The sequence below is a fragment of the Bacillus sp. 1A genome, from assembly GCF_052682215.1.
Map to the genome: position 1 here is coordinate 4299990 of NZ_JBQYLZ010000001.1, position 15340 is coordinate 4315329.

At 33.8% G+C, this 15340-nt stretch carries 12 protein-coding genes; 1 reads left to right on the top strand and 11 read right to left on the bottom strand.

Translation table 11 applies throughout. The annotated features are described in order from the left end of the window. Positions 1-30: 30 nt before the first annotated feature. Positions 31-1455 (bottom strand): aldehyde dehydrogenase family protein, encoded by a 1425-nt coding sequence (locus ACUN0F_RS22030; protein ID WP_048546594.1) that lies wholly within the window; start codon positions 1453-1455, stop codon positions 31-33. Positions 1456-1587: 132 nt separating this feature from the next. Beyond that, complete coding sequence (locus ACUN0F_RS22035) at positions 1588-2943, bottom strand: hemolysin family protein (RefSeq protein ID WP_445540152.1); 1356 nt, start codon at positions 2941-2943, stop codon at positions 1588-1590. 353 nt (positions 2944-3296) lie between these two features. Here ACUN0F_RS22035 and racA point away from each other — a divergent pair, with 353 nt between their 5' ends. Then, entirely contained in the window at positions 3297-3839 is a 543-nt protein-coding gene (gene racA / locus ACUN0F_RS22040; protein ID WP_000456016.1) for a chromosome-anchoring protein RacA, read from the top strand. Between the two features lie 96 nt (positions 3840-3935). Here racA and ACUN0F_RS22045 read toward each other — a convergent pair whose 3' ends face one another. The 9 genes from ACUN0F_RS22045 to ACUN0F_RS22085 all read right to left on the bottom strand — a co-directional run bounded on the left by ACUN0F_RS22045 (position 3936) and on the right by ACUN0F_RS22085 (position 15226). Then, positions 3936-4532, bottom strand: a complete 597-nt coding sequence (locus tag ACUN0F_RS22045) for a hypothetical protein (RefSeq protein WP_000487799.1) — start codon at positions 4530-4532, stop codon at positions 3936-3938. Between the two features lie 274 nt (positions 4533-4806). After that, positions 4807-6657: a hypothetical protein gene (locus ACUN0F_RS22050; RefSeq protein ID WP_445540153.1), complete on the bottom strand. Its 1851-nt coding sequence runs from the start codon at positions 6655-6657 to the stop codon at positions 4807-4809. After that, positions 6647-8467 (bottom strand): AAA family ATPase, encoded by a 1821-nt coding sequence (locus ACUN0F_RS22055; RefSeq protein ID WP_445540154.1) that lies wholly within the window; start codon positions 8465-8467, stop codon positions 6647-6649. The genes ACUN0F_RS22050 and ACUN0F_RS22055 overlap by 11 nt, the downstream gene beginning before the upstream one ends. A gap of 106 nt (positions 8468-8573) precedes the next feature. Then, positions 8574-8834, bottom strand: coding sequence for a hypothetical protein (locus ACUN0F_RS22060; RefSeq protein ID WP_000391452.1), 261 nt, complete (start codon positions 8832-8834; stop codon positions 8574-8576). 75 nt (positions 8835-8909) lie between these two features. Further along, the gene (locus tag ACUN0F_RS22065; RefSeq protein ID WP_000129474.1) at positions 8910-10337 is read right to left on the bottom strand and encodes a basic amino acid/polyamine antiporter; all 1428 of its coding nucleotides are present in this window, start codon (positions 10335-10337) and stop codon (positions 8910-8912) included. Between the two features lie 212 nt (positions 10338-10549). Beyond that, complete coding sequence (locus tag ACUN0F_RS22070) at positions 10550-12061, bottom strand: ABC transporter permease/substrate-binding protein (protein ID WP_046955702.1); 1512 nt, start codon at positions 12059-12061, stop codon at positions 10550-10552. 3 nt (positions 12062-12064) lie between these two features. Then, a complete protein-coding gene (locus tag ACUN0F_RS22075) occupies positions 12065-13012 on the bottom strand; it encodes an ABC transporter ATP-binding protein (RefSeq protein ID WP_445540155.1) in 948 nt (315 codons plus the stop codon). Between the two features lie 100 nt (positions 13013-13112). Further along, positions 13113-13670, bottom strand: a complete 558-nt coding sequence (locus ACUN0F_RS22080; protein ID WP_445540156.1) for a YdcF family protein — start codon at positions 13668-13670, stop codon at positions 13113-13115. An 86-nt stretch (positions 13671-13756) separates the two neighbouring features. Further along, complete coding sequence (locus tag ACUN0F_RS22085; protein WP_445540157.1) at positions 13757-15226, bottom strand: RNA-guided endonuclease InsQ/TnpB family protein; 1470 nt, start codon at positions 15224-15226, stop codon at positions 13757-13759. Positions 15227-15340 lie beyond the last annotated feature (114 nt).

Sequence of the window (15340 nt, forward strand, 5' to 3'; positions counted from 1 at the left end):
TTTTATTAGGATATTTAAGCTCGCTCTACTTTATTTTTTAATACACACTAATTTCATTTCTGTCATTTCTTCTATTGCATATTTAATTCCTTCACGCCCCGTACCACTTTCCTTAACACCACCGTAAGGCATATGATCTACCCTAAACGTTGGAATATCATTAATCATGACACCACCAACCTCTAGCTCATCAATTGCACGCATTGCTTTAAACAAATTATTTGTAAACACACCTGCTTGTAGACCGTAACGTGAATGATTTACTTGCTCAATTGCCTCATCAAATTCTTTAAATGTATTTACTGTCATGAGTGGACCAAATACTTCTTGGCACTGAACAGATACATACTCTGGAACATTTGTTAATACAGTTGGTTCAAAAATCCTTGCATCACGTTTCTTACCACCGTATAAAACAGTAGCACCTTCCTTAATAGCTTCTTGCACCCACATTTCTATTCGCTCTACATCTTTTTTCGAAATTAAAGCCGATACGTCCGTTTCTTCCAGCAATGGATCACCAACAATAACTGTTTCCATCGCTATCTTTAGCTTTGAAAGAAATTCATCCATTCTCTTTTCATGTACAAAAACACGTTGTACCGAAATACAAACTTGTCCATTGTTTACATATGCTCCCCATTTTACACGTTCAATTACTTCATCTGTTAATTCTACATCTTCATCAATAATAACAGCAGCATTTGATCCCAGTTCCAACGTAACTCGCTTTAACCCAGCCTTTGCCTTAATTCCAATTCCAACTTTCGGACTTCCCGTAAAAGTAATGGAAGCAACATCATCATTTGTAACTATCGCCTCACCTACAGTTGAACCGGGACCAGAAATAATATTTAAAGCTCCTTTTGGCAATCCTGCCTCTTCAAATAATTCAACTAATGCGTAAGACGATAATGGCGTTTGATCAGCTGGTTTTAACACAACTGTATTTCCGGCAGCAATTGCAGGGCCGACTTTATGTGCCACTAAATTTAATGGGAAATTAAATGGTGTAATAGCTCCTATAACCCCTATCGGTTTTCGTATTGTGTATGCAATACGCCCATCTGCACCAGGTGCTGCATCAAGTGGCAGTGTCTCGCCGTATATACGCTTCGCTTCTTCCGCTGCAAATTTGTATGTCTGAACGGTACGATCTACTTCTCCCCTCGCAGCACGAATTGGTTTTGCAGCCTCTTTTGCAATAATCTCTGCAAATTCTTCTCTTCTTTCATCCATTTTTTGTGCAACCTTCTCTAAAATAGTCGCACGATCATATGCAGATAATGTATTCATTTTTTTCATTGCATTTTTTGCAGCAGTAACAGCCTCTTGTACATCTTCTTCCGTTCCTTGTGCAATTTCCGCTAACGTTTCTTCAGAATATGGTGCGTATAATGGTTTATAAGTGTTTACAGACTTCCAATCTCCATTTATATATAAATGCTTTTTCATAACTCTTCCCCTTCCAAATATATGTATACAACAATATTTCACCTAGTGAAAGGTCTGACTTATGCCATTGTATCATAGCTCTTATTCTGCCAAAAACATTATGCTCAAAAAAACCCTGCCATATAGCAGAGTCTACGAACTAATTTGTTCTTGAAATGGAATTTGTTTTTCATCTTCTAAAATAACAATTGATTCTACAGTTTTTGTAACTTCTAATCTCTTTATATAGTGTCCATCTAATTCTTTTACACAAAACTTATAATTTTCAATTTCAATGAAATCCTCTTCAGCAATTTCTATATTCTTCGTTAAAATCCAACCACCGATTGTATCAACACCATTATCATCAATTGTTAAACCTAATAACGTATTCACTTCACTAACAAGCACTTTTCCCTCTAGTATTGTTTTCGTTTCACTAACTTGTTGAATTTCTGGCTGTTCATCCGTATCAAACTCATCTTGAATATCTCCCACTATTTCTTCTAAAATGTCTTCAACTGTAACAAGTCCAGACGTACCACCATATTCATCTATCAATATAGCAATATGCGTTCTTTCTTTTTGCATTTTTAAAAATAAGTCGTGTATTGGGATAGAGTCGATAACTAAAATGATTGGCCTAATATATTTCTCTACTTTCTTATTACTTACTGCATTATGCTGCACAAAATCTGTGAAAATATCTTTAAAGTTTACAAAGCCTATTACGTGATCTTTGTCCCCATCTACAACTGGATATCTCGTATATTTTTCCCGAGACATTTTTTGCAAAGCTTCTTCAGCAGGCATTTCTTTACTTATAATATGCATCTCAGTTCGGGGTACCATTATTTCTTTCGCTATACGATCATCAAATTCAAAAATTTTATTTACATATTTATATTCAGATTGATTAATCTCTCCATTTTTGTAACTTTCTGAAACTAACAACCGTAATTCTTCTTCTGAATGAACCTCATCGTGCCCTTTCGGTGGTTTCAGCCCTAACAACTTCGTAATAATTCGAGCTGATCCATTTAGGATCCAAATAAATGGAAACGCCATACGATAAAAGAAAATTAATGGTTTAGCAACAAACAAACTCACTTGTTCAGCTTTTTGAATCGCGAATGTTTTTGGGGCCAATTCCCCTATTACAACATGTAAAAATGTAATAAACAAAAACACTAAAATTACAGCAAAAATGTCTGCTAGTTGAGTAGAAATGTTCAAATTTACAAAAAGCGTGTCAAACATTTGCTTTAACGCCGGTTTACCAAACCACCCAATCCCCAGAGCTGTAACTGTTATTCCTAGCTGACAAGCAGATAAATATTCGTCTAAGTTTGTAATGACTGTTTTGACAGATGTTGCGCGATTATTTCCTTCTGCAATTAAATAGTCAATTCGTGAACTTCGCACTTTAACAATTGCAAATTCTGCTGCGACGAAAAATGCCGTTAAGGCAATTAAAACAATCACTATACTTATACTATATATGTCCAAATACTTCTCCTTACTTACATTGTAAGCAAGGAAGCCACCTCCTACTTAATTTTATTCAAGTGAAGTAAGCATTCTAATACTCTAAAAAAATTCTACATTAGCAACCACCTTTTTATATATTATATGCATACATAAAAAAGATATTTATCATTATGATAATCTAATTCATTTCCCTTAGTCAAATAGTTCCAAATCTTAAGATAAAACATTTTATATAAACGATATATTCTTCACAGCTTCATTTCGTGAAAAAACACTTTCTTTGCCGATTCCACACTTCTTTTGTCACACTAGAAGGGAACTTCCTTCATAGATCGAAATCATTCAACAGGATATATATAGGAGGGATTATTTTGGAATATAAAACACCATTTATCGCAAAAAAATTAGGTGTTAGCCCAAAGGCTGTTGTCCGGATTGCACAACAATTAAATCTTACGATAGAAAAAAATAAATATGGTCACTTTATTTTCACACAAGAAGATTTAGATCAAATGTTAGAATTCCATCTTTCACAAATAGAGCAGTCTCAAAACTCTCACCCTACTCAAAAAACATCATCAAATGATGTTGAAGAATTAAAAACTCAAGTAAATACAATTGTTCAAGACAAATCATCACATGAATTTGAGCAATTAGCAGCTCAATTAAACACTATTACGAGAAGGCTAGATCGAATGGAAGAACAAATGCAAGATAAGGCAAATGATGTTGTTACGTACCAACTTTTACAACATCGCCGTGAAATGGAGGAAATGTTAGAGCGAATTCAAAAGCTAGAAGCTTCCCTGAAGAAAGAAGAACCAATATATATTACTCCCGATTCAAAACCAACATATGAACGAGAAAAGAAGCCGAAGCGCCGCAAAATGATTTTTAGTATATTTGGATTATAATTTTTAGACCCTTATTAAAATAATAAGGGTCTTTTTTCATGAAGAATGACTTCATATTAAAATAGCATTCTCTTTATTATATATATTCATTTCGCTTTATTTTGTTAACATAATATTTTTACTGTATTCTGCGATTAATGCCTGTGCATGAGCATTCCCTTGAATCACATCTCGAAATTCTTTTAAAGAATACAAATGCGTAGCCCCTTTTCGGGCATGAATTCGCACTGGTACACCTTGTAAAGTATCATGAAACTGAAATGGCTTATCTACCGGTTCAATTGGGAAACCGAGTGTTAATAAATACATATACATTCTTTTTGTCACTGCTGCAATATACCATTCTGCTTTCGTTTCTAATGCATGCATAAATAAAATAGCTGTTAGTCTTTTGAAGTGTCCTCTCCCACGAGACGTTTTCGCAATACTCAACTTGCCTATTTCATACACATTTTTCAAATCTTTCACTAAATCATTTTTAGAAAACGGATAGAAAAACTCAGAATTCGATTGCTCTGGTTCCGTATACTTAATACATTCTACTGTACCAATATGATGTTCATCTTCTATTAATAAAAATCGTGATGGATTTAAATTACGTTCTACGAACATTAAGTTTCTTTCTTCACAAAAATCTCCCCATAGTTGCTCGAACCAAAAATGTTCTTCTTTTGTTTGAACACGCTGGAACATATTTACCCGCCTTTCCCATCGCCGCTCTGTATTTGATAACGCTTTCACTATCTATCATATAAGAACAAATCTTCGTATGCAACTAAAAATATTTATGACTTATTATATTCTGTAAAACGAATTAAATTCCATCTTAATCGTCTTTTATCCCTCATGTACCGTTCTTCTAACAACATACTTATATTACTTTCAAATTCAAATCGTATAAAGTTGTCTTCCATACAGCATATATTTCTTCTTAATCTAAAAAAATCCTTTATAAAAAAGGATTTTTTTACTTCTTCATGCTTTTTAACCACTTCTCAAAAATTTGTACCATTCCATGTTTTCCGGCTAATTTCTCTTCCCCTTGTTTCGTTTTATATGGATATAATTGCAAAAACACACCACATCCAGACTCAATTTTTTTACTATGCATATGACTTCCTGGATATACACAAATAACTTCATAAATGGCCCTTCGATAATAGACTCTCTTTCCATCCTGTTCTTCTACATATTTTATAGACCAGTACTTATACATTTGCTCAGTTGCCTTCGTATTTCCAACGTGCTGAAAAATGTTGTACATTGGGCTATACTTCACTTCAATAATAATAGAAGATTGATATACGTATTTCCCTTCTTCCTTTACATAACAGTCTAAGCGAATGTCTGGCTTCTTCGTATCTTCTCCATTATAAAAATTACTCCCTTTACTTAATGCAATAAGGGGATGAGTTTCAATTAAATCATTAAATGCGACATGTACTCTAATATCATCTCGGTGTAAAACTACTGTCGTTCCATCCTGTAATCCATCTACATAAAAATGTTCTTGAATTTGTTCACGAATGGAATTTCTAGCCTCAAAACCAATTTGCTCTAACATGGAAATAACGATAAAAAAAGCGTAATATTCATACACTAAAAATGTTGGTTTATAAACAAATAATAAAGATGGAGATTGTTCTGTATATTGTGGAAGTACATCTAAATGCTGTAGTAGTTGTTGATGTGGTATCGGTAAATTATGTGAGTACATGTTACCTGTTTCGGAAACTTCTCTCCAAAATGGAGAATGCATTAAAGTTTGAAAGTATTGTACACTTTCATGTACAAAGTGCGCTAATATTTTATATTCTTGTATCTTCATAGAGCTTTTTCGCAAATCCGCCTCTTTTAGTAAATGAATATTTTTATACTTTTGTTTCTCTCTATCGGTCACTGATCCATTACGCTCAATTGTTTGTATAATCGTTTTTACAGCTTGAAATTCTTCTGATTTCTTTCTTTTTGCTCTTTCTAATATTTCAATTGTTTGGCTCAAAAAACTTTCAGCTTCAAGTAAATAGAAATAAAAGTGCATCGCTTTAAATTTAAGAAATGCATTTTCCTTACTATTTTTTTGTTCTATAAACTTACGATTATAATATTTTGCATACGGTTTTCTTTCCGCCACTATGGCTCCTTTTCTCGTTGCTTTCCGCTCTTTTTCTTCCCATTTATATTCATGTATAAATTTTGAACTCGATTCTATTTTCTTAAAAATTTGCTTTATCTTTTTCATCTTTTGCGGCAACTTTCTAAGTAACACTAAATAAGAAGAATCTTCAATATCACTAAGTGCAGAGAAAGTTTTTTTATAATAACCTCTATCTAAAATCAACTCATTCAAAATTGACTTTACATAGTTTTGAATCATTTCAAATTGATCATCAAAAAAATTTTTGGGAACGATTTGAAATGCGCCATAATACGTTCTATCTTCTATATTCACTTCAAAATGATATAATCCACAACGCCATGGATAAAAGAATTCCGTTTTTCCATGTTCATATATTAATACCTTTTGTTTTTTTTCATTTATTTCATATTTTGACTCTTTTATATTTTTCTGTCCCTCATATACTTTATTCCATATAAAAGTAATATTCATTGGACTTTCATAATGGTAATGTAATCTAATTGGTTTTAATTCTTGTACTTTATAAATACATTGAACTAATGCTGTAGTAGATGTACAAAGACGATTTAATAAAATATATTCCCCCTTTGCCTCAGTTCCAATGATTAACTTTAATACAAAAGGGAGTGTTTCTTTCGTATCAACGATTTCTGTTTCATATCGCCCTTCATTTTGCATAGCCATACAGCTCCAGTTCTCTACGCTTTTCTCTTATATATGCTAAAGAGTGTTCAAATGTAGATACTCTGTTTGCAAGTTGCGATTGCAAAAGAGGTAGTAATGTCGCCCCCCTTTTTACGTCTTCAGAAAGTAAAGACCCAACCATCATTTCAGTACCTCTTATTTTCGTCAATACACGTTGCTTGATTTGTAAATCAAATCCCTCTTCTCTACTGATCATATAGGAATGATTATTTTGGAACGGTATATTTTGCAAGTAAGTAGCGATTGCGTTTGCACATCGAAATGAAATTCCCTTTGACATATCATGTGATGACAATACAACATGTAACTTATCTAATAGTTCTAACTCTTCTTCAGAAAACACCTCAATCATCGCTTTATTCCTGACCCAGCTTATACGAAATTCTCCTGCAGTTACTTTCAGAGGTGGTTGTAATACAATTTTCTCTTGTTCCATACACATCTCACAAAACGGAATCTTTTGTAACGTTATTAAATTCGTCCGATCTAATAATCGATCTGAGAGTTCTTTCGTTGTTTCATCAAAATTTACTGTACCTACAAATATAATATTTTCACCAATTTCAATTGTTGATGGAATTGGATTTTCTTTTCCTTGTACACCTTCATACAAATTTAGAATACGGTTTTGCTTTTCAAGTTGAAGAACAGATAGAAATGGAGTAAACCAATGCTCAATATGTGACATATTCATTTCATCAAAAACGATTATATATAGTTGATTTTGATTTTCTTTTGCCTTCATTAACGCCCTAACTAATTTTGTTTCACTTTCAATAAAAGTACCATTTGGGTGAAGGTAACCAAGTAAATCATGTGGTTCTTGATACGATGGTGAAATCGGAATCCAAACCAATTCTTCCCCATACTGTAATCCAAGTGCTTCTGCATAAGCTTGCACAAATCGGGATTTCCCAGCGCCTGGTATACCACCTAGAATCGTCAACATATTTGTTTTCGCACTTATATGGAAATTATAAATGTCCGTTTCATCCAAATATAGCCCTTTATTACGTACAAAACTTTTTACATACTGTAAAAAGACGGATTCACGCTCATCCCATTCCCATTCATCCTTGTGCACTTTTATTTCCTCTACTTCTACATGCTTACCTTCTTCAGTCATTCGTTTTTTTAATTGCTCATACATGTGATTGCTTACAAAATACAATTGATCTTCTACCGCTATTTCCACATACTTCATCCAGTCATTTAAGTCTATATACTTACATTCCCTCTGCTGTTCAAAATATGCGATTGAACTAATTGATGATGACTTTAAAGATATATTTCCATATAACCTTCCATCATGCCACAATAATTCGGGAGGCTCAAAGTCTTTCGGATATTTTGGCATTAGAAATGACAAATAGCCATTTCCAAGTTTTCTTTCTAAAGACTCTCCTTTTTTGTATTCGGAAACTTTAGGTACTGGAATCATTTTATAGCCATTGGCCATTTCTCGTGGTTCTTCTGCACAAATTAACTCCACGTATATATGTCCTCTTTCATAATAGAGACGAAACATAACCAATTGCTTTTCTAATTTTCTTTTCTTTAATTCCGAAAAGACTTTTTCATTCTTTTTATTGCTACATAAACCTTCAAATACGTATGGTTCATTTTTTAATTGCTCTTGTAACGTGAATGGTATTGGCGATAGGCATTGTACAAAGAAGTTCTCTCCATTCTTCTCTCTCTCTGCTTTTGTAAACTTTCCGATAAACCTCATATAGTACATTCTTTTTATAAAACTTGGCTGAAGAGCTTTATGTAATCTCACCTTCGTCACCTTCTTTTTTTCATACTATTCTTAGTGTATGAAAGAAACGAAAAACTAGAAACAAAAAACCTGACGTTATCCGCCAGGCTCAAAATTAAAACGTATATTAATGAGATGGAAATGCTTTTTTCTCTTGTAAAATGGCATTATGAGCAATTTTCATTTTAGCAAGTACATATCGCAATCGATCTTCAGCGTTTTCATCTGTATTTTGCTGTAATTCCGCCAAATTCTCTACAGCACTCGCTAAATTTTCAATCACTCCTCGTAGTTCAGGATGATGATTAAAAAAGGATTCTTGCACTAATACTTTCCTTACTTCACTCGCTAAATCAACAATTCTGGTTAACTGTTCTTTTTCTTCCATTTTCATCCCTCCTGAATATCTTATGTATTAAATATTCTCTAGACAAAGAAAAAAGCCCTTTATTTAAAAGGACTTTTACATTTTTATATTTCCAGTTAATAACATATAAAGTGATGTGATAGCTGCGATAACAATTGCCCACATTACATATCTCTCAATACCTTTAAAACAACGATTTCCTTTTTCTTTTCTTGCATACATGTAAACAATAATCCCAATTCCATACACGATTGAAACAAGTAATAAATTTTTCAAACCAGCTGCATATAGAAGCCATACAGAATAAGTAGAAGCAATTAAAGCTAACGAGCCGTTTTTTACTTTTGCATCTTTTAGTTCGTTTGTAATAACTAATTTAAATTGGAATAACGCTGATAATAAATATGGTACTAAAATTGATGTTGAAGCAATGAAATACATAATTTGATATGTTGATTCTGAAAACAGAACGATTATAAATATAATTTGGGCAACGCCATTTGAGATCCATAATGCCATATGTGGCGTTTGTTTTTTATTTGTTTTCGTAAAGACTTTCGGAAACACGCCATCTTTTCCTGCTACGTGGGAAATTTCAGAAACAAGTAAAAACCAGCCTATTAATGTACCTACAAGTGAAGCAACTAACCCAATGTTAATCGCAACTGCGCCCCAAGTCCCAACAACATGTTCTAATACATGTCCCATTGACGGGGTTTCTAACACGGAAAGCTCTCCTCTTGTCATCGCTCCCATAGACAAAACAGAAATTAAAATATAAATAGACATTACTAAAATAAGTCCAAGTACTGTCGCTTTACCAACATCTCGGCTATTTTTCGCTCTACCAGATAATACAACCGCTCCTTCAACCCCAATGAAAACCCAAAGAGTTACAAGCATTGTATTTTTCACTTGACCAAGTATAGAGGAAACTGAGATCGTTCCTTCTCCCCAAAAATCATGTGTAAATGTATCCCAGCGAAACGCTGTTACCATTACAACAATAAATAATACGATTGGAACTAATTTCCCTATCGTTGCAATAACATTCATAATAGATGCTTCACGAATTCCAAATAAAATTAGAAAATGAAGTGTCCATAATAAAAGTGATGCACCAACGATAGACGCAACATTATTTCCACCTTTAAAAATGGGGAAGAAATAACCTAATGTACTAAACAGTAACATGATTGTTGCAACGTTTCCTAAAATTCCTGCTAGCCAATATCCCCAAGCACTGTTAAATCCGATATATTCTCCGAAACCAGCACGTGCATAACTATAAATCCCGCCCTCAAGCTCTGGTTTTTGTCTTGCTAACGTTTGATATACGAGCGCGAGTGGAATCATTCCCATCGCTGTAATACACCAGCCAATTATTATAGAGCCGCTATTTGCTCCTACTGCTAAATCATGCGGTAAACTAAAAACACCGCCACCAACCATCGTTCCGACTACTAATGCAATTAATGGAAAAAATCCTAACTTCTTTTCTATTTGTACCACCCCATCTGTCATTCTAGGTGTTATGTTCGTTCAACTATTAAAGTCACCTTTTTCTCTAATAGACGTTTCTCTTATATTTTTTCAGGAAAACATTACTTATTCTAAAAGAAAATGAAGAAAAATGGAATACTTTTTTGAAAAAATGTATAAGTATGCACAAAAAACCGTTCATTTTGTAATGAACGGTCATTTCATACATATAAATTTGTATATTTCTTGTAAAATTAACGAAGTAAATTCTCTTTTTGTAAAAATTGTTTCGCAACTTCTTCACTACTTTTTCCATTCACATTTACTTCATAATTCATTTTTCGCATTTCTTCATCTGTAATCTTCCCAGATAATGTATTTAATACTTTTTCAAGTTCAGGATATTTCTGTAACGTCTCTTTTCTTAATAATGGTGCACCTTGGTACGGTGGGAATAACCCTTTATCATCTTTTAGCACTGTCAGTCCATACTGCTCCAGTTCACTATCAGTTGAATATGCATCGATTACGTTAACATCCCCTGATTGAATTGCACTATAACGTAGTTTCGGTTCCATCGTTTTCACATTTAAAAACTTATAGTTATATAATTTTTGCATTCCTTTATAACCGTCTTCACGATCAGCAAATTCTAATGTGAATCCTACTTTAGCATCCTGTGCCATTTTTCCTAAATCAGAAATTGTATTTATATTATTTTGATCTGCTATTTTTTTCGGCATAGCTAGTGCATATGTATTGTTATACTCCATCGGCTTTAACATAACCATATTATATTTCTTTTCCATTCCAATGCGAGCCTGCTCATATACTTCATCCCGATTTGTGCTTTTTGGCTCTTCTTTCACGAAAGTAGATAAAGCTGTTCCCGAAAACTCAGGGTATATATCTACTTCTCCTGATTTCAATGCTTCAAATACAAATGCTGTTTTTCCAAGACCTGGTTTTAATTCTACATGTAAATCAGTATCCTGTTCAATAAGCTGCTTATACATTTGAATTAAAATTTCAGGTTCTGATCCAAGTTTTCCGGCAATAACAATATCTTTCTTTTGTGTGTTCCAAAGAAAGGGAGAAGCAATCATTATACAAGTAATACATATCGTCAATATAATACGCTTAGAAGAGCGTTTTGGACTCTCAAGTACTCGAAGTACTACATCAAAGAATAAAGCGAGTAACGCGGCTGGTACGGCCCCTAAAATGATAAGCGCATGATCATTTCGATCGATACCAAGTAATATGAGTTTTCCGAGCCCACCAGCACCTATAAGAGCTGCTAATGTAGCTGTTCCAACAATTAATACCATCGCCGTACGAATACCGGCCATAATAATTGGTAATGCAAGAGGAAGCTCTACCTTCCACAGTCTTCTCCAGCTATTCATCCCCATAGCTCTCGCTGCTTCGATTAAAGATTCATCTAACTCCCTTATTCCTGTATATGTATTTCGTAAAATAGGTAATAGTGCATACACAACTAATGCAATAATGGCCGGGAGTTTTCCAATTCCTACTAACGGAATTAAAAGTCCGAGTAATGCAAGTGATGGCACTGTCTGCATAACTGCAGAAGTTCCTATTATAAATTCAGCCATTCGTTGTTTTCTCGTTAATAAAATGCCAAGTGGCACCGCAATAATTACTGCAAAAAATAGTGAAATAAGTGATATTTGTAAATGCTCACTTAATGCAGTTAGTAATTCTATTTTTCGCTCTTGAAACGTTTGTATAAAATCAGTCACTGTTTAGCCTCTTTCCTTCATTTGTTCAACAATGTAATTAACAATATGACGACTTGTTAAAGCTCCAACATATTGACCATTTTCTTCAACTGGAACGACTTCGTCAGCTCGCACACGAACTAATGCTTCTTGTAAAGAAGAATGCAATGATAGTGCATCCCCTTCTATCCGCATACTTTCATCAAGTGGTAATACATCTTCTATACTTTTCCCCTCATACCAATGTCTCCCGCGATTTCCAATGAACTCCTCTACAAACTCATTTTTCGGATTATGTATAATACCTTCTGGTGTATCTAATTGAACTACTTTTCCTTCTTTCATAATACAAATACGATCTCCAAGCGATAACGCTTCTTGCATATCATGCGTTACGAACACAATTGTTTTTTGAATCTTTTTTTGCAATTGTACGATATCCTTCTGAAGCTGTTCCCTACTTAATGGATCTAACGCACTAAACGGTTCATCCATAAGAACGATTTTCGGGTTTGCGGCTAATGCCCTTACGACACCAACGCGCTGCTTTTGCCCTCCTGACAATTCATCAGGCATACGATTGCGATATACGTCTGGATCTAGCCCGACCATCTGTAGCAACTCATCGACACGAGCTTTTATTTTTTCTTTGCTCCATTTTCTCATTTCAGGAACTACTGCAATATTTTCTGCAATTGTCATATGCGGAAACAAAGCGATTTGCTGCAATACGTATCCTATATTCCAACGCAATTCATTAATATTATATTGTTGAATATCTTTTCCATCGATTAAAATAGATCCTTCAGTCGTTTCAATTAAACGGTTAATCATTTTCATTGTCGTTGTTTTCCCGCAACCACTCGGACCAATGAGAACAAAAAATTCTCCCTTGTTAATTTCTAAATGCAATGAATCCACTGCTTTCGTGCCATCTTCATACGCTTTTGACACATGATTAAATTGAATCACAAATACAGCTCCTTTAATGTTGTTTCCTTTATTTTGATGGAATACGGCATTCATTTCAAATGATACGCTTTATAATTAAAAAAGAGCTCAAATTTGAGCTCTAACGGTCGAACAATATTGTTTTCATTATTGCAGCATATTCACGTACATACATTTTTTTCTTAGAGCGCATTGGTGTTTCAGCAGCTAGTGCCTCCATCTTCATGCCTAAACGCTTTGCGATTATTTTCGTTCTATATAAATGATACGTATTACTTACAACTACCGCATGTTTCACATCATATAAATTCATACTAAACTTTAAATTCTCATACGTATTTGTAGATTGATCTTCCATTAAAATACGATTCTCATCTATACCATGTACCATTAAATAGTTTCTCATACTTTGAGCTTCCGGTATATCTTCATCTTCTCCTTGACCACCTGAAACGATTACTTTCGCTTCAGGATGAGAAAATAAATATTCCAACGCTACATCCAAACGGTTTTGAAGAGATAACGACGGTCTTTCTCCAAATAACTTTGCGCCTAAAATAAGAACGTATGGAGAGTGATTACTCAATTTTTCACGAGCAACTTTCTTCATTCGAAACGTCATATAAAGAATGTATAGTGGTGGTAATAATAAGATGATAAGTAATATCCATTTGTTCATATATATGTTTGCACTCCCTTTCTTTTTATTATATGAACACTCCCCCACTTAGCAAAGCTTGAAGTGGGGGTTTCTAACGTTTTGACCTAACGGACGATTAACGTCAGGGGAGTTAACACATTAGCGAGCTGTTTCACGCCTAACCCCTCTATCCCATTTGTCCATGCATTTGGGATTACTTTTCGTAAAATGTTAGCCGCAGCATTTACATCTGCATTAATTAAAGTTTTATTTGCTGAACGATATATGCCGCGCTTTATTCGTTTTCCTGAAAAAGTTGTATTTTGGTCATTTTCTCCATACGTTGGAATGAAGTCGTTATCCAGAAAACTTGCTTTCGATGTATATGATTCTTCAGTTACAACAACTTGAATGCCTACAGCATTTGCTTTGTATGTAATCATTTGAATCAGTAAATTATGCGGGATATGACAAAACGATTGGCTATTTCTTTTTCCCATATTCGTTTCTTGTTTCCAACTTTTGTTTTGACCAATAACGATTTTACAAACTTCTTCTTCTTGAGCTAGTTTTACGATATGGTGACTAACTTTATGGAAGACGTCTTTTATTTTCAAGTAACGTTTTTGATGAAGTTTTTCTATCCTTTTAGAAGTAAAAGGTCCTTCATTAGTTTGTTTTCCATTTCTAAGAATACTTGTAAAATGACTCTTCATTTTATTGTAATATTGATTTATGCTTTTGACATGTTTGCCCTTAACAAGGACAGGTTTCATACCTGTGTTTGTTACGATGGTTGCAAGGTTATCAATCCCTAAATCAATACTCATATAACGAGCATTCTCTTCAATAATTTGTTGTTCAGAAGGAACATCAATTACCAATTCCACTACATATTCATTGTATTTTGGAATCACACGAACTTGTTTCAGTTTACCTTCAGTGAAACCTAGTTTCCCAATATTTAATTGTAATTTCGTCTTTGGAAACTTTAAAAATCTACCGTTTTTAATGATGCAATCTTGGTTTGTATACAGAATCTCTTTTTCAGAAGAACGAATATACTTTGGAATCCTAGGCATTCCAGCATATTTGTTTGGATTCTTTTTATAGTCTTTTAAACTAGCAAAAAAAGATTTCCAATTTTGGAACAAACCTTTCATGATGGACTGGCTACATTGCGTAGGCATAGCTCGATAATCATTTTGAATCATATCCTTAAATAGTGCATCTAGAAAGTTGTAATCTACATAAGGTTTTTCAAAATTAGGTTCCGAAAACAAATTACATTTAATCTCTTTCTGTTCTTCTTTAGGCTTTAATTTCTCTTTTTCCAATTTCTTCTGATAGGCAAGACGTTGTATGTCATTCATCTTACCAATATTTTTATGAATATTAGCCAGAACTTCTTTTTGCAAAGGCTGCAACTCTTTTTCTTGTGTTAATCCAGTGTACACCTGGCGTATATAAAAGTTTGTGGTGTTGTACATGTTCTTAGCGTTATGACAACATTCTTGAAAATAAGAATACATACGATGCCCTTTTTTAATCCAAATTTGAAGAGTTTTATAGTTTGATGGATTTTCCTTTGTCATTTTATTCACCTCCTTCTTAAGGGTATTACAGCAAAAAGAACTTACGTTTTCGTTTTTTCTCGAAAATAAAATATTTCTTTCGATTCACCTCACCACCTTCACTTACGTTTAGAG